We start from the raw sequence: 14906 nt of genomic DNA, 5'->3' as shown, positions 1-14906 counted from the left end.
AGACGGACGGGCCAGGCGCGGTCAGTAGCCGTAGCCCCCGCCGCCTCCGCTGCTGGGGCTCTGGCTCGGGGCGGGGCTCGGGCTGGTCGCCGGGCTCTGGGCGGCGGCCTTCGCGCCCGTCGGCGTCGCGGCGAACCAGATGCCGCCGAAGCCCTGGCCCTTGGTGTCACCGGGCTTGGTGTCGGGCGAGTAGCGGTACAGCGGCCAGCCGTTCAGGGTGATCTGCTTGCTGCCGTCGGCCCGGGTCACGGTGCCGACCAGCTTGCTGTCGATGCCCTTGAGCTGCGGGGTCCCCGAGGCGGTCACCGGCGGCCAGAGGGTGGCGCAGGCGCCGTTGCAGTTGGACATGGACGGCTGGGCGGTGTCGTGGTCGAAGCGGTACAGGGTGAACCCGTTGCCGTCGGTGACGATGGTGCCGAGTGTCCCGGAGGTGCTCGTCTGCAGGACGGTCCCACTTACCGGGGGCGCCGGACTGCCCGGCGTGGCCGGGGCGGACGGCGCCGCCGGTGAGGCGGGCGAGGCGGTGGCGGAGCTGTGCGAGGACCCGCTGGATCCGCAGCCGGCCACCAGCGCGGCAGCGGCGGCTCCGGATGCGGCAAGCAGGGCGGCGCGGCGGAGGACAGGCATGGTTGATCCCCAAACTGGCTGGGTCGGCCGGTGCGGTGGGCGGCTCTCCGCCCCTCGCCCACCAGTACGGACCGGACGGCGGTGGTGCTCAACGCCGGACGGGTTTTTCTCCGGACGGCCCCGCACGCGACCGCCGACGCCGAGGAGGCCGCCGCCCGGGTCCTCGAACCGGTGCCGGCCGCCGGCGCGGTGGCCCTGCCCGGCATCCGCGCCCTGCCTGCCGGGCCGCCCACCGCGCAGGAATAGCGCGCCGGCCGGGCCGGTTGACCCGGGAGCGTACGACCAGATCCGGCATCCGAGAGGGCAGGTATCCAGTGATGAGCACGGTCGAGCTGACTTCGGGCAACTTCGACGAAGTGATCCAGGGTCCCGACGGCGACGGCAAAAGCTTCGTCCTGATCGACTTCTGGGCGGGCTGGTGCGGGCCGTGCGTGCGCTTCGCCCCGGTCTACGACAAGGCCGCCGAGCGCCACCCCGACCTGGTCTTCGCCAAGGTGGACACCGAGGCGCAGCAGGAGCTGGCGGCGGCGTTCGGGATCCAGTCGATCCCCACCCTGGCGGTCATCCGCGACGGCGTGCTGGTGTTCTCGCAGGCCGGGGCCCTGCCGGAGGCGTCCCTGGAGCAGTTGATCACCCAGGCGCGGGCGCTCGACATGGACGAGGTCCGCGCGAAGGTCGCGGCCGCCACCGAGGCCTGACGGCCCCTGGGCCGTCGGGCCCGTCCGCTGTGCGGGCCGGTTGGTCGTAACCAGCCGCCCGCACAGCCGGGGCCGCAGCGCCCCCGAGCCCGGCCCCGCTCAGAGCCGCGCGGCGAGCCCGTCCAGCAGCAGCCGCAGCGCGAGTTCGAAGCCGCGCTCGTCCAGCCCGCCCGGCCCGCCGCCGCGCGCCGCCGACGCCTCCAGGGCCCCGGCCAGCGCCGGGTAGCCGGGGCGGTACTCGGCGGCGCCCCGGGTGAATCCCGCGGTGAAGGTCTCCAGCGCCGAGCCGAGCACCAGGTAGTCCAGCGCGGCCGCCACCTCCGCCGCGTCGGCGGGGGCGAGTCCGGCCCGGCCGAGGGCGGCGAGCAGCGTGTCGTAGCCGAGCAGCTGCCGTTCGGCGCCCACCCGGCGGCGGGCCAGCAGGGCGATGGTGTTGGGGTGGCGTATGAAGGCCGCGCGGTAGCCGCGCGCGTACGCGGCGAGCCCCTCGCGCCAGCCGCGCCCGTCCTCGGCCGCCAGGGGTGAGAGGTCGATCTCGGCGTTGACCAGTTCGGCGAGGCCGTCGAGCAGCTCGTCCTTGCCGCTCACGTGGTTGTAGAGCGAGGCGGCCTTGACCCCGAGCCGGTCGGCGAGGGCCCGCATGGTGAGTCCGTCGGAGCCGTGCTCGTCCACCACGTCGAGGGCGGCTCTGGCGATGATCTCCCGGCTCAGCAGCGCTCTGCTCGGTCGCCCCACGGCCCCGCCCCTCGCTCGTTCACGGAGCCGCCACGTTACAGCCTGGTGTCGACCCCTTCCGCGATCCCCCGGCAGCGGCTACCGTCCCCGACTAACAAAGTTAGTTTTATCCGACGGCAAGGTGGACGGGCCATGACCGACACTCCCCCCAGATCACAGAACCCCACCGGAGCGGCCGCCGAGGCCGGCGGGCCCACCGGCGAGGCCGCCGACAGCGAGCGGCTCGCCGCCCTCGGATACCGCCAGGAGCTGCGGCGCAGCCTCGGCATCCTGGGCAACATCTCGATGGGCTTCGCGGTCGTCTCACCCGTGGTCGGGCTGTACGCGGTCGCCCAGGTCGGCCTGAGCATCTACGGCGGCGCCTGGGTCTGGGCCCTGCCGATCTGCCTGCTCGGGCAGATGCTGGTGGTCTGCGTGTACTCCGAGCTGGCCTCGCAGTGGCCGCTGGCCGGCGGCGCGTACCAGTGGAGCCGTCGGCTCGCCGGGCCGACCTTCGCCTGGCTGAGCGGCTGGATGTGGCAGTTCGCCGTGATGTTCGCCAACACCACGGTCGCCTACCTGGCCTCGCCGTGGTTCTTCGCGCTCTTCGGCGCGACCCCGACACCCACCCAGCTGGTGCTGGTCTCGGTCGCGTTCATGGTGGTCTGCACCCTGGTGAACGCCTACGGCATCACCATGCTGCGCTGGTTCGTCTCGCTCGGGATCGCCGCCGAGGCCGTCGCCTCCGTCGGGGTCGGCCTCGCGCTGCTGCTCTTCTACCGGCAGCACGGCTTCGGGCTGCTCACCGACACCCTGAACGCACCGGCCACCACCGGCACCAGCGGCATCGCCTCCTTCCTGGCCGTGATCGCCGTCGGCGGCTGGGCCTTCATCGGCTTCGACGCCTGCGTCTCCACCGCCGAAGAGACCAAGGACGCCGCCCGCCAGGTGCCGCGCGCCATGCGGTACTCGCTGCTCGGCGTCGGCGCCGTGGTGATCCTGAACGCCGTCTCCGTCGCGCTCGCCCACCCCGACCCGGCCGCCGTGGTCGCGGGCAAGGACCTCGACCCCGTCACCACCGCCGTCACCACCGGGCTCGGCAGCTGGTCGGACAAGCCGTTCGTCGTCGTCGTGCTGATCAGCTTCACCGCCTGCCTGATGGCCTCCCAGGGCGGCGCCGCACGCGGCCTCTACTCGCTCGCCCGGGACGGCGTCTTCCCGTTCTCGCGCCAGGTCCGCAAGGTCAACCGGCACAAGGCCCCGATCGGCGGCCTGGTCGCCGCGACGCTGGTCAGCTGCGCCGCCCTGCCGCTCGGCCTGCGGAGCGCCGCGATGGGCAGCCTGATCACCTTCGGCACGGCCGCCACCTTCCTGCCGTTCTTCCTGCTCACCGTGGTCGCGCTGACCGCCCGCCTGCGCGGCAGCTGGCAGCCGGCCGGCGAGGTCACGTACGGCCGCTGGGGCACCCTGCTCAACGTGCTGGCCGCGCTCTGGACCGGCCTGGAGGTCGTCAACATCTGCTGGCCGCGCACCATCCTGGCGCCGCCCGGCGCCCCCTGGTACCAGGTCTGGGCGGCCCTGCTCGGCGTCGGCCTGGTCACCCTGGCCGGGGTCGGCTACCTGCTGGTACGCCGTCCGCAGCGGCTGATGCGGGGCCCGGCCCCCGAGCGCCAGGACACCGACGAGCTGGCACCCGCCGTCATCTGACGCTCCGCCGGTGGGCTCGCCGCAGGGCCCGCCGGCTTCTCCGGCGGAATCGGACGGGCCGTTCACCGCTCCCGGGGCCGGCCCCGCGCCCGACACGCCGACCACGCACCTACCGGGCGGCGCCGAACCGTCGGAGGATGGTGCCGGTGCCACCCGGTCGAGTGAGAGTGAGAGCCATGACCCCCCAGCTCCAGCAGAACGCCCCCGAGGGGTACGCCGCGGACGAGTACGACGTGGTGGTCCTCGGCGGGGGCCCGACCGGCGAGAACCTCGCCGACCGGGCCAAGGCCGCCGGTCTGAGCACCGTCCTCGTGGAGAGCCAGCTGGTGGGCGGCGAGTGCTCGTACTGGGCCTGCATGCCCAGCAAGGCGCTGCTCCGTCCGGCCGCCGCGCTGGCCCACGCCCGCGCGCTGCCCGGTGCCAAACAGGCGGTGAGCGGTCCGCTCGACGCGGCGGCGGTGCTGGCCCGGCGGGACGAGTTCACCTCGCACTGGCACGACGACGGACAGGTCGAGTGGCTGCGCGCCACCGGCATCGACCTGGTGCGGGGCCACGGACGGCTGGCCGGGGAGCGCGCCGTGCTGGTCGACGGCGAACGCCTGCTGACCGCCCGGCACGCCGTCGCGGTCTGCACCGGCACCCGGGCCGCCCTGCCGCACCTGCCCGGCCTGGCCGAGGCGCACCCGTGGACCAGCCGCGACGCGACCAGCTCGGCGGTCGTGCCGCGCAGGCTGGCGATCGTCGGCGGCGGCGTGGTGGCCGTCGAGATGGCCGCCGCCTGGCGGGCGCTGGGCTCCGAGGTGACGCTGCTGGTCCGCGGCCCGGGGCTGCTCCCCCGGATGGAGCCCTTCGCCGGCGAGCTCGTCGCCGCCGGGCTGGCCGAGGCGGGCGTGGACGTACGCCTCGCCACCGCCGTCACCGGCCTGCACCGCGACGGCGGCCCGGTGACGCTGGACCTCGACGGCGGCGGGCGGCTGGAGGCGGACGAGGTCCTGTACGCCACCGGCCGTGCGCCGCACACCGACGACATCGGACTGGAGACCGTCGGCCTCACCCCCGGCTCCTGGCTGGAGGTGGACGAGAGCTGCGCCGTCACCGGCGTCGCGGGCGGCTGGCTGTACGCGGCGGGCGACGTCAACCACCGTGCGCTGCTGACCCACCAGGGCAAGTACCAGGCCCGGATCGCGGGCGCGGCGATCGGCGCCCGGGCGCGGGGCGAGAAGCCGGACACCGCCCGCTGGGGTGCGCACGCCGCCTCCGCCGACACGGCCGGCCCGCCGCAGGTGGTCTTCACCGAACCCGAGGCCACCGCCGTCGGCCTGACCCTGCGGGAGGCCGAACAGGCGGGCCTGCGGGTCCGGGCCGTCGACCACGACCTCGGCCGGGTGGCCGGCGCGTCCCTGTACGGCGACGGCTACCGGGGCCGGGCCCGCCTGGTCGTCGACCTGGACCGCGAGGTCCTGGTCGGCGCCACCTTCGTCGGCCCGGCCGTCGCGGAGCTCCTGCACTCGGCGACCGTCGCGGTGGTCGGCGAGGTACCGATCAGCCGGCTCTGGCACGCGGTGCCCTCCTACCCGACGATCAGCGAGGTCTGGCTCCGCCTCCTGGAGACCTACCGGGGCTGAGGACGACAACGGCGCAGGCCCCGGGCGTGCCCGGGGCCCGTGCCGCCGCCGTTCAGGCGCCGTCGATCGGCCAGCCGATCTCCAACGTATTGTCGGCGTGGCCCTGTTCGCCGCACCACTGCTGGTAGGTCTCGTAGGCGGGCCCGGCGAAGTCGAAGCCGTGCGCGGCGATCCAGTCGGCCACCGCATCGTAGGCGGCGAGGATCTGCGGGTACCCCGACTCCGCCCCCTGCAGGACGACTCCGGCGAACATCGTCTCCGCCACGTCGAGGACGTACATGGGCTCGGGCAGGTCCCCGGGTTGCGCGGCGTCGGCCCGGAACGGCAGGCAGGCCTCGACCAGGGTCGTGCCCTCGTCCGTCAGCCGGCCGTGGTAGCGGAGGAAGGCGGGGGCGTTGAAGGCGAGCGGGGCGGCGCCCGCCACGGTGTACAGGCTCTGGAAGGCCGTCCGCACGAACTGGTCGAACCCCGCCGAGTCGATTTCGGCGCGGTAGGTGAGGGCGTGGACGGGCCTGGCCCGGCGGACGGTGACTCGGTGCGACATCAGGTCTCCTTCGGTCGAACGGGTCAACAGTTGGCGCAGAACCATCCGCTGCTTGTCGACCCGCTGTTGGGCGGCCTCGATGTGCGCCCACAGCTCGACCGCGAAGTCCCGTCCGGCGGACCGGTGTTCCAGCACCTCACGGATCTGGTCGATGGGCAGTCCCAACTGACGCAGCCCGCTGACCAGCTGCCCGGTCTCCACCTGGTCCCGCCGGTAGTAGCGGTAGCCGCTGACCGGGTCGGTGCGGTCCGGGGCGAGCACGGCGCTCGCGTCGTAGTGCCGCAGCGCCGTGATCGTCAGTCCGGTCGCCTGCGCGAACTGCCCGATGGGCAGCAGCTTCGTTCTGTCCATGGCCGCAGCTTGCCGTCTCGGGTGGCAGGAGAGTCAAGCGCGGCGCCCGGCCCGTCGGCCGGGCGCCGTGAGCACGTGCGTCAGGCCCGTGCGGTGACCGCTGCGCCGAGGTGCCGGGCGAAGAACCGGACCGCGCTGTCGGCCTCGAACCGGGGCAGCTCCTTGTGCAGGCCCGAGTTCACGTGCAGCGACTTCTCCTTCGAGGCGAAGGCGTCGAACAGCGCGAGACCCTCCTCCCGGGAGATGTGCTCGTCGTCCCACTGCAGGTCGAACTCGACCGGGATCGTGATCTGCTTCGCCTTCTCGGCCAGCACGTCGGGCCAGTGCTGGCCGAAGACCGCAGCCGTGACCCGGGGTTCGGCCGCCACGAACGGAATGCCGATCGCGGTGCCCATGTTGATGCCCCAGTAGCCGACCGGCCCGTCGGAGCCGATCTCCGGCAGCTCCTGGAGGGCGTCCAGGAGCGCCCGGTACTCGGGCACGGCGAGCTGCGCCAGATGGTCGTTGTAGCGGACCACGATCGGGCCCTCCGGCTCGCCGGCCGCCCTCGCCCGGAACAGTTCGGCGATCTCCGCCTCGTCGTGCGCCGTGCGCGGCCGGTCGCCGTGACCGGGCGCGTCGAGGACGGCGACGTGGTAGCCGCAGCCGGCCACCAGGCGCCCGGCCCGGCCGGACATCGCCGGGTGCTTCTTGTGGTTGCCGCCGCCGTGACCCATCAGGACCAGGGGTGCGCGGTCAGCACCGGAAGCCGGCGACCAGAGCACACCGGGAACATCGTCGCCCAGGGTGAATTCGCGCTCGACCACGCCGTTCGACGAGGACTCGGTGGTGAACTTCAGGGAGTACACAGGTGGTGCCTTTCGGGAGTGCCTGGTTGTCGAGGCGCTCCCTGGCGACACCTACGTCGGTCGCCCGGCCGTGACGGGACGGGGGAGCACCCACAGCGGTACAGCGTTCATGGGTCCCACCTCCTCGGGCAGCGTCACGGGCGACTGAAAGCTATCAGATCGATCACCGGCCCGCCCAGGCCTTTCTTCTGACGTGTGATCACCACCTCGGACGGGCGGGCCCGTGCGGTCGAGCCGCCCACCCGCACCGTGGTCAGCCCAGGGCGGCGGTCATCTCCCACATCAGCACCTCCGCGCCCTCCGGGCCGCCGGTGATCCGCTGCCCCTCGGCGGCGGTGATCCGGGCGGTGTCGCCCTGGGAGAGCAGGCCGGCGCCTTCGAGGGCCAGCTCGCCGCGTGCGACGTGGAGGTGGGCGAAGGGCGCGGTCACCGTCTCCAGCGTCTCGCCCGCCCGCAGCCGGGTGACGTGCAGGGCCGCGTGCTTCTGCCGGACGCCGATCGCGCGCTGCTGGGCGTGCTTGGCCATGCCGGACGCAAGGGTGGTCCAACCGCCTTCGGACAGCTGGTCGTTGATGTCCAGCTGCTCGTAGCCCGGGACGGTCCCGGCGGTGTCCGGGATCGTCCACATCTGGATGAAGTGGACCGGGTTGCGGTGCGCCGGGTCGCCCGTGAGCGTCCAGGAGTCGTTCTTCTCGCTGTGCAGGATGCCGGTGCCCGCGCTCATCCGCTGCGCCAGGCCCGGGTAGACGATCCCGTGGTGGCCCTCGGAGTCCTGGTGCACCAGGGCGCCGTCCAGCACCCAGGTGATGATCTCCATGTCGCGGTGCGGGTGGGTGTCGAAGCCGGTGCCGGGCGCGACGGTGTCGTCGTTGGAGACCAGCAGCAGGCCGAAGTGGGTGTTCGCCGGATCCCAGTGGCGGGAGAAGGAGAACGAGTGCTTGGAGTCCAGCCAGTTCGTACGGGTGTGGAAACGCTCACCCGCGCGGCGGACGTCGATCACGGAGGTCATCGGGGGCTCCCTTCGAGCTTTGTTGAATTGTAAACTACAGCTTGGCCGACTCCATTCCCGACCCCGTTCCCGACCCCGTTCCCGACCCCGTTCCCGACCCCGTTCCCGGCGCGGTGACGTGCGGCCCCCGACCGCCCGGAGCAGACTGGCGCCGGGGGCCGCACCTCGCTCACCAGGTGGTACGCCATGACCGAAACCCTGTTGGCCGTCGGGACTCAGAAGGGGCTCTTCCTCGGACGCAGCACGGACCGGGCACGGTGGGAGTTCACCGGGCCGCACTTCCAGATGAACGCCGTCTACTCCACCGCCGTCGACCGGCGCGGCGGGCGGACCAGGCTGCTGGTCGGCGCGGACAGCAGCCACTGGGGCCCGTCCGTCTGGTGGTCGGACGACCTGGGGGCGAGCTGGCAGGAGCCGGCGAGCCCGGCCGTCCGCTTCCCCGAGCACACCGGCACCTCGCTGGAGCGGGTCTGGCAGCTCCAGCCGGCGGGCGCGGAGGCACCCGGTGTGGTCTACGCAGGCACCCAGCCCGCCGCCCTGTTCCGCTCCACCGACGGCGGCGAGAGCTTCGCGCTGGTCGAGGCGCTCTGGTCGCACCCGCAGCGCGCCGAGTGGGCCGCCGGCTTCGGCGGCCAGGGGCTGCACACGATCGTCACCGACCCTCGGGACGCTTCGGCGGTCACGGTCGCGGTCTCCACCGGCGGCGTGTACCGGACGGCGGACGGCGGGGAGAGCTGGCACCCGGCCAACACCGGCATCCGGGCCGGCTTCCTCCCGGACGAGTACCCGGAGTTCGGCCAGTGCGTGCACAAGGTCGCGCCGGACCCGCTCGACCACGACCGGCTCTACCTCCAGAACCACGGCGGGGTGTACCGCAGCGACGACGGCGGCGGCCACTGGCAGGACATCGGCGACGGCCTGCCCGCGACCTTCGGCTTCGGCATCGCCACCCACCCGCGCGACAGCGGCACCGCCTACCTCTTCCCGCTCGACGCGGACTACGCCCGGCTGCCGGCGGGCCGCCGCTGCCGGGTCTTCCGCACCCGGGACGCGGGCGAGAACTGGCTACCGCTCTCCCAGGGCCTCCCCCAGCAGGCGCACTACGGCGTCGTCCTGCGGGACGCCCTCTGCACGGACGACGGCGAGCCCGCCGGGGTGTACTTCGGCAACCGCAACGGCGAGGTCTACGGCAGCGCGGACGACGGCGACAGCTGGTCGCTGATCACCTCGCACCTGCCGGACGTGCTCTGCGTCCGGGCCGCGACGCTGCCCTGAAACCTCGGGGCCCGACCGCATCCGCGAGGCTTTACGGGCGATCGGGCTCGCGCCTGCACAGGGCTTCTGAGCTGCGACGATTCCGTGGCTAGAGTGGCTTCAGCAGCATTCACGGAAACCGGATTTCCACAGAGATGAGGCACTCCCATGAGCCTGAGCATCCGCAACCAGCTTCCCGGCACCGTCACCTCCGTCACCACCGGCGAGGTGATGGCGAACGTCAAGGTCCGGCTGTCGAGCGGCCTGGAGCTGACCGCCGCGGTGACCGTGGACGCGGTCAAGGAGCTCGGCCTGAGTGCGGGCAGTGAGGTCCGCGCCCTGGTGAAGTCGACCGAGGTCGCGCTCGCCACCGGGCCGGTCGCCGGGCTGAGCATCCGCAACCAGATCCCGGGCACGGTCACCGACGTCGCCACCGGCGGCGCGATGGCCGGCGTCAAGGTCACCGTGGACGGCGGCGAGCTGACCGCCGCGATCACCGCCGACGCGGCGACGGATCTCGGCCTCGCGGCCGGTTCGCCGGTCGTCGCACTGATCAAGTCCACCGAGATCTCACTCGCCACGGCCTGACCACGGCCCGCCCCGCACAACCAGGACGGGCCCGCCCAGGGGTGCGGCAGGACACCTCACCCCTGGGCGGTACGGCCGACGACGCACCGGACGGCCACGTCGTACCGGCGAGCCGCGCTACCGACCCCGGACCTGCTGCTCCGAGCGGAGTGCGTGGAGCGCCAGCCACACCTTGTCCCGGAGGAACGGCGCCTCGGTGAAGCGGATGCCGGTCGCATCGCGCAGGGCGTTGGCGAAGGCCGGCGGGACGGGGTTGAAGGGGCTCTCGCTCATCGACTTGGCGCCCAGCGGCCCGATCGCGTCGGAGGTCTCGGTGAAGTGCACCTCGGTGCGCGGCACGTCCGCGTACGCGGGCAGCCGGTAGCGGCGGAAGGCCGCGGTGGTGACCTCGCCGCGCTCGTCCACCAGGACCTGTTCGAAGAGGGTCGCGCCGAGCGCCTGGGCGACGCCGCCCTCGACCTGGCCCCGGCACTGCATCGGGTTCATCACCTTGCCCGCGTCGGCGCCGTGCACGCTGCGCAGGATCCTGATCTCGCCGGTGTCCGGGTCGACGGCGATCCGGAACCACTGGGAGTTGAAGGCCACCGAGCGCGGCGAGCCGCCCCAGTGCCCGTCGGCGGCGAGTTCGACGCCCTTGCCGCGCGCCGCCTCGAAGACCTCCTTCAGCGTGACCGTCCGCCCGTCGCACTCGACGGCGTCGGCGGTGAGCCGCAGCAGGCTGCGCGGGGTGCGGGCGTACTCGGCGGTGAAGGAGAGGAGTTGCTCGGCGAGCGCGTTGGCGGCCTTCATCACGGCCTTGCCCGCCACCACCGTGCCCGCCGAGCCGAACGCGCCGGTGTCGTGCCTGACCACGTCGGTGTCGGACTGCCGGATGGCGATCCGGTCCACCGTGGTGCCGAGCGCCCCGGCGGTGATCTGCTGGTGGACGGTGGTGGTGCCGTTGCCGAACTCCGCCGTGCCGACCGCGATGTCGTACGTGCCGTCCTCCAGCAGCTTGACCGTGGCGTCGGCGAAGTGGCCGCCGGGCGGGCCGGTGGCGATCGCGGCCATCGCGAAGCCCTGGCCGACCAGCCAGCCCTCGGGGGCGAGTTCGGCGCTGCGGTCGTCGGCGAGGGCGCTGCGCACCACCTGGAGGCACTGGTCCAGGCCGTAACTGGCGATGTGCAGGTCCTCCTCCTCGCCCAGCGGGCCCTCCATGTGCTCGCCGGGGCCGATGACGTTCTTCTCCCGCAGGGCCAGCGGGTCGATGTCCAGGCACCGGGCCAGCTCGTCCATCGCCGACTCCAGCGCGAAGGTGACCTGGCCCAGCCCGTAGCCCCGGAAGGCCCCGGCGGGCACGCAGTTGGTGTAGACGGAGTAGGCGTTCACCTTCTTGTTCGGCGCCCGGTACACGCCCATCGACTCGCCGACGCTGTGGAACATCACCGCCGGGCCGTGGTTGCCGTACGCGCCGGTGTTGGCGACCACCCGGAACTGCAGCGCCGTCAGGGTGCCGTCCCGCTTGGCGCCGGCCTTCACCGTGACCTTGAACGGGTGCCGGGTGGTGGCGCCGTAGAACTGCTCGGGGCGGGTGAACTCCAGTTTGACCGGCCGGTGCAGCCGCATCGCGGCGAGCACGGCGATGTCCTCGGTGAGCATCTCCTGCTTGCCGCCGAAGCCGCCGCCGACCCGGCCGGCGATGACCCGGACCCGCTCCATCGGCAGGTCGTACAGGTCGCAGAGCGCGCGCCGGGTGAGGAAGGGGACCTGGGTGCTGGAGCGGACCACGATCCGGTCCGGGCCGTCGTCCGCCTCCTCGAAGTAGACGACGCAGCCGTGCGTCTCCAGGCTGGCGTGCTGCACCCGCTGGGTCCGGAAGGTCTCCTCGTAGACGGCGTCGGCCTCGGCGAAACCCCGCTCGACGCTGCCCAGTTCGCCGTGCACCTCGCCGCAGACGTTGTCCTCGGCACGGAAGATCCGGGACTCCGGCCCCTTCGGATGGATGACCGGCGCTCCCGGCAGCATCGCCTCCTCCGGGTCGATGACGTACGGGAGTTGCTCGTACTCGACGTCGATCCGCCGGCAGGCCTCCTCGGCGGCCCCCTCGGTGTCGGCGACCACGGCCGCGACCCGCTGGCCGACGAACCGGACCACGTCGTCCAGCACCCGGGTGTCGGCCGGGTCCTCGGTGGGGTGCTCGTGCCGGGCGGAGGAGTAGAGCTTGTCGGGGGCGTCGTGGTGGGTGAGGACGAGGTGGACCCCGGGCACCCGTTCGGCGCGCGAGGTGTCGATGGAGACGATCCGGGCGTGCGGGTGCGGGGAGCGCAGCAGCTTCATGTGCAGCAGCCCCTCGACCTCGATGTCGAAGGTGTAGCGGGCGGTGCCGGTGACCACCTGCGGTCCGGCGGGTGCACCGAGGCTGCGGCCGACGGCCTGCCCGGCGCACGGCTGCTCGGCGTGCTTGACGCCCCGGACGGCGTCCTCGATCGCCCGGTAGCCGGTACAGCGGCACAGGTTGCCCTTCAGCGACCTGGGCAGGTCGGTGAGCTGCTCCTCGTCCAGGGCCGAGGTGGTCATCAGGAAGCCGGCGGTGCAGAAGCCGCACTGGAAGCCCTGGGCGTCCAGGAACCGCTGCTGCATCGGGTGCAGCTCGCCGCCTTCCTTGGCCAGCCCCTCGACGGTGGTGACGGACCGCCCCTCGGCGCGGACGGCCGGGTAGAGGCAGCTGTGCACGGGCTCGCCGTCCACCTGCACGGTGCACGCGCCGCAGTCCCCGGCGTCGCAGCCCTTCTTGACGCCGAACCAGCCCCGGTCGCGCAGGTAGGTGCGCAGGCACTGGCCGGGGCGGGGCTCGGCGTCGAAGTCCCGGTCGTTGACGCGGATCGAGTAGCTCATCGTCCGGCCTCCTCAAGCAGTTCGCGGCGGATCTCCTCGGCGAAGCGGAACGTCATGTGGCGTCGCCAGGCGGGCAGTCCGTGGATGTCGTCGTAGTACTCGTCCGGCCGGACGGCGTACTCGACCGCCTCGCGCACGGCCTCGGCGTTCGGCGGCACCGGGAAGCGCAGCTGGACCGGGCGGACGGTCGACGCGGTGACGGTGATGGTCAGTGTCCCGTCGAGGGGGTCGACCGCGCCGATGACCAGGGCGCCGGAGCGGCCGAGCCCGTACAGCGACGCCTGGCGGAACGCGGTGCGGGCGGCGAGCGCGCGGGCGGGCAGGGTGACCGACCGGAGCAGCTCGCCGGGCTGCAGGTCCTTGACCCCGGCGCCGACGACGAAGTCCGCGACCGGGACCTCGCGTACCGAGCCGGTCTGGGCCTTCAGCAGGCAGACCCCGTCGAGGGCGGCGGTGAGGGAGATCATCGGCCCGGCGGGCAGCCCGTTGCACAGGTTCCCGCCGACGGTCGCCATGTTCCAGATCTTCCACGAGGCCAGGAAGGCCCGGCAGCACTGCTCGAACAGCGGCCCGGCCGTCCACGGCTTCGGGGAGCGGGAGAGCTGGGCGATCGTGCAGGTCGCGGCGATCTCCAGGTCGCCGGCGGCGGTCACCCGCAGCGGCTCCCAGCCCGTCCGGCTCAGGTCGATCAGCCGGCGCAGGTGCGGCTGCGGCTCGGAGAACAGGTACGTCCCGCCGCCCAGCCAGGCGTCGCCGGGCCGCCACACCCCGCGACGGCCGGCGTCGCGCACCTCCAGCACCGTGTTCAGATCCATGTCCGTCCCTCTCGTTCCACTCGCGATCCGATTGAAGCAACGGCGCAACTGGGCGTACGACTGGCGCGGAGCACCAGGTGGGGCGGCTGGTTCTGGGTGATCGAACAAGAGGGTGGGGAGGTGTTTGGACTTGCATTTACGATGCCTGTGCGCACCTTGCCATCGCTTCAGCGAGAGGCGGGAACGGCGCGGAGCACAAGGAGCGAGACATGATCGTCGGAGATCTGCTGGGGCTGGACGGCCTGCACATCGGGCTGGCCTGGGGGACGTCCGACCTACTGGGCCGCCAGGTGACCGGAGTGACCTCGACCGACCTCCAGGACCCGGCGCGCTACCTCCAGCCCGGCGAGTTGGTGCTGAGCGGGCTGGTCTGGTGGCAGCCGGACCAGACCTCGGCGGCGCTGCGGTTCGCCACCTCGTTGCGCAGTGCCGGGGTGGCCGCCCTGCTGGCCGGCGAGGGCACCCACGGCACCGTGCCCGAGAGCCTGGTGGACGCCTGCCGCACACACGGGATCCCGCTGCTCTCCGTCCCGCCGGGTACCAGCTTCCGCGCGGTCACCGACCGGGTCTACCTGCGGCTGTGGGGCGGCCTGCAGGCCCGCGCGGAGGGCGTGGCGGTGATCCCGGAAGCCGGGCGGCGCGAGCTGCTCGCCCTGCTGCACGCCGAGGCGCCGCTCGACGAGGTACTGGCCTGCGCGGTGGCCCGGCTCGGAGTGCCGGACTGCTCGGTCGTCTCGGCCACCGGCCGGGTACTGGCGAGTTCCACCGGCGCGGCGGAGGGTGGCGATCGCGGTACGGCGCCGTCGGCCGCCCGGGGGGCGGTGCCGATCGGACCGCAGGGCGACTCCCCCTTCGACGGCTGGCAGCTCCAGCCGCACAGCACGCCCGCACTCGCCGCCTCCGCCGTGCTGCACGGGCTCGCCGAGCTGCTCGCCCCGCTCGCCACCCGGGTCCGGGCGGGCGCGGCGGCGCAGCGGCAGAGCGCCGCCCGGCTGGTCGAGCTGCTGGCGCAGGACGGCCCCGGACTGCCGGACGCGCTCGCCGCCTGCGGACTGCCCGCAGGCGCCCGGCTGACCCCGGTCACCGCGCGGATCGACGGCGCGGCGGCGGCGCCGCAGGGCGCGTCCTGGGCCGTCACCGCGCTGGCGGAGGCGCTGCACCGGGTCGGCGCCCCCTTCGCCGCGGCGCAGGACGGGCACGGCGGGGCCACCGCGCTGGTCGCCGGGCCGGCGGCGGCCGAGGCGGCCGGGCG

General features: G+C 73.4%; 14 protein-coding genes. 7 read left to right on the top strand and 7 right to left on the bottom strand.

Features of this window, described 5'->3' with window-relative positions:
• Nucleotides 1-21: 21 nt before the first annotated feature.
• Nucleotides 22-627, bottom strand: coding sequence for a hypothetical protein (locus tag ABD330_RS29265; RefSeq protein WP_344469177.1), 606 nt, complete (start codon nucleotides 625-627; stop codon nucleotides 22-24).
• Nucleotides 628-657: 30 nt separating this feature from the next.
• Here ABD330_RS29265 and ABD330_RS29260 point away from each other — a divergent pair, with 30 nt between their 5' ends.
• Together ABD330_RS29260 and ABD330_RS29255 are read left to right on the top strand one after the other, a co-directional pair.
• The gene (locus ABD330_RS29260) at nucleotides 658-873 is read left to right on the top strand and encodes a hypothetical protein (protein WP_344469175.1); all 216 of its coding nucleotides are present in this window, start codon (nucleotides 658-660) and stop codon (nucleotides 871-873) included.
• Between the two features lie 71 nt (nucleotides 874-944).
• A complete protein-coding gene (locus tag ABD330_RS29255; RefSeq protein WP_344469173.1) occupies nucleotides 945-1325 on the top strand; it encodes a thioredoxin family protein in 381 nt (126 codons plus the stop codon).
• Nucleotides 1326-1424: 99 nt separating this feature from the next.
• Here the strand turns inward: ABD330_RS29255 and ABD330_RS29250 are convergent, their stop codons facing one another.
• Nucleotides 1425-2060, bottom strand: a complete 636-nt coding sequence (locus ABD330_RS29250) for a TetR/AcrR family transcriptional regulator (protein WP_344469171.1) — start codon at nucleotides 2058-2060, stop codon at nucleotides 1425-1427.
• 132 nt (nucleotides 2061-2192) lie between these two features.
• On the opposite strand from ABD330_RS29250, the gene ABD330_RS29245 reads away from it, so the two are divergent.
• Both ABD330_RS29245 and ABD330_RS29240 read left to right on the top strand, forming a co-directional pair.
• Nucleotides 2193-3746 (top strand): APC family permease, encoded by a 1554-nt coding sequence (locus ABD330_RS29245; protein ID WP_344469169.1) that lies wholly within the window; start codon nucleotides 2193-2195, stop codon nucleotides 3744-3746.
• Between the two features lie 176 nt (nucleotides 3747-3922).
• Nucleotides 3923-5371, top strand: a complete 1449-nt coding sequence (locus ABD330_RS29240) for a dihydrolipoyl dehydrogenase family protein (RefSeq protein ID WP_344469167.1) — start codon at nucleotides 3923-3925, stop codon at nucleotides 5369-5371.
• Nucleotides 5372-5423: 52 nt separating this feature from the next.
• On the opposite strand, the gene ABD330_RS29235 is transcribed toward ABD330_RS29240, so the two are convergent.
• The 3 genes from ABD330_RS29235 to ABD330_RS29225 all read right to left on the bottom strand — a co-directional run bounded on the left by ABD330_RS29235 (nucleotide 5424) and on the right by ABD330_RS29225 (nucleotide 8123).
• Complete coding sequence (locus tag ABD330_RS29235; protein ID WP_344469165.1) at nucleotides 5424-6266, bottom strand: MerR family transcriptional regulator; 843 nt, start codon at nucleotides 6264-6266, stop codon at nucleotides 5424-5426.
• Between the two features lie 80 nt (nucleotides 6267-6346).
• Nucleotides 6347-7114: an alpha/beta hydrolase family protein gene (locus tag ABD330_RS29230; protein WP_344469163.1), complete on the bottom strand. Its 768-nt coding sequence runs from the start codon at nucleotides 7112-7114 to the stop codon at nucleotides 6347-6349.
• Nucleotides 7115-7367: 253 nt separating this feature from the next.
• The gene (locus tag ABD330_RS29225) at nucleotides 7368-8123 is read right to left on the bottom strand and encodes a pirin family protein (protein ID WP_344469161.1); all 756 of its coding nucleotides are present in this window, start codon (nucleotides 8121-8123) and stop codon (nucleotides 7368-7370) included.
• 186 nt (nucleotides 8124-8309) lie between these two features.
• On the opposite strand from ABD330_RS29225, the gene ABD330_RS29220 reads away from it, so the two are divergent.
• Together ABD330_RS29220 and ABD330_RS29215 are read left to right on the top strand one after the other, a co-directional pair.
• Nucleotides 8310-9398 carry a WD40/YVTN/BNR-like repeat-containing protein gene (locus ABD330_RS29220; RefSeq protein ID WP_344469159.1) on the top strand — a complete coding sequence of 363 codons (1089 nt, stop codon included), beginning with the start codon at nucleotides 8310-8312 and terminating at the stop codon, nucleotides 9396-9398.
• 147 nt (nucleotides 9399-9545) lie between these two features.
• Nucleotides 9546-9965 (top strand): TOBE domain-containing protein, encoded by a 420-nt coding sequence (locus tag ABD330_RS29215; RefSeq protein ID WP_344469157.1) that lies wholly within the window; start codon nucleotides 9546-9548, stop codon nucleotides 9963-9965.
• 117 nt (nucleotides 9966-10082) lie between these two features.
• Here the strand turns inward: ABD330_RS29215 and ABD330_RS29210 are convergent, their stop codons facing one another.
• Together ABD330_RS29210 and ABD330_RS29205 are read right to left on the bottom strand one after the other, a co-directional pair.
• Nucleotides 10083-12839, bottom strand: a complete 2757-nt coding sequence (locus ABD330_RS29210) for a molybdopterin-dependent oxidoreductase (RefSeq protein ID WP_344469155.1) — start codon at nucleotides 12837-12839, stop codon at nucleotides 10083-10085.
• Nucleotides 12836-13654 carry an FAD binding domain-containing protein gene (locus ABD330_RS29205; RefSeq protein ID WP_344469153.1) on the bottom strand — a complete coding sequence of 273 codons (819 nt, stop codon included), beginning with the start codon at nucleotides 13652-13654 and terminating at the stop codon, nucleotides 12836-12838. The genes ABD330_RS29210 and ABD330_RS29205 overlap by 4 nt, the downstream gene beginning before the upstream one ends.
• 209 nt (nucleotides 13655-13863) lie before the next feature.
• Between ABD330_RS29205 and ABD330_RS29200 the strand changes: the two genes are divergently transcribed.
• Nucleotides 13864-14906, top strand: a 1043-nt coding sequence (locus ABD330_RS29200; RefSeq protein WP_344469151.1) for a PucR family transcriptional regulator ligand-binding domain-containing protein, incomplete at its 3' end; no start/stop codon positions are given.

The organism is Kitasatospora kazusensis, assembly GCF_039529945.1.
In the GTDB taxonomy this organism is placed as follows: Bacteria; Actinomycetota; Actinomycetes; order Streptomycetales; family Streptomycetaceae; genus Kitasatospora; species Kitasatospora kazusensis.
This window is presented reverse-complemented; position numbering and strand designations above follow the sequence as displayed.

What these genes read in the sequence shown, in the direction of transcription:
- ABD330_RS29265 (WP_344469177.1), bottom strand. Translation starts at nt 627, where the DNA reads ATGCCTGTCCTCCGCCGCGCCGCCCTGCTTGCCGCATCCGGAGCCGCC.
- ABD330_RS29255 (WP_344469173.1), top strand. Translation starts at nt 945, where the DNA reads ATGAGCACGGTCGAGCTGACTTCGGGCAACTTCGACGAAGTGATCCAG.
- ABD330_RS29245 (WP_344469169.1), top strand. Translation starts at nt 2,193, where the DNA reads ATGACCGACACTCCCCCCAGATCACAGAACCCCACCGGAGCGGCCGCC.
- ABD330_RS29240 (WP_344469167.1), top strand. Translation starts at nt 3,923, where the DNA reads ATGACCCCCCAGCTCCAGCAGAACGCCCCCGAGGGGTACGCCGCGGAC.
- ABD330_RS29235 (WP_344469165.1), bottom strand. Translation starts at nt 6,266, where the DNA reads ATGGACAGAACGAAGCTGCTGCCCATCGGGCAGTTCGCGCAGGCGACC.
- ABD330_RS29225 (WP_344469161.1), bottom strand. Translation starts at nt 8,123, where the DNA reads ATGACCTCCGTGATCGACGTCCGCCGCGCGGGTGAGCGTTTCCACACC.
- ABD330_RS29220 (WP_344469159.1), top strand. Translation starts at nt 8,310, where the DNA reads ATGACCGAAACCCTGTTGGCCGTCGGGACTCAGAAGGGGCTCTTCCTC.
- ABD330_RS29215 (WP_344469157.1), top strand. Translation starts at nt 9,546, where the DNA reads ATGAGCCTGAGCATCCGCAACCAGCTTCCCGGCACCGTCACCTCCGTC.
- ABD330_RS29210 (WP_344469155.1), bottom strand. Translation starts at nt 12,839, where the DNA reads ATGAGCTACTCGATCCGCGTCAACGACCGGGACTTCGACGCCGAGCCC.
- ABD330_RS29205 (WP_344469153.1), bottom strand. Translation starts at nt 13,654, where the DNA reads ATGGATCTGAACACGGTGCTGGAGGTGCGCGACGCCGGCCGTCGCGGG.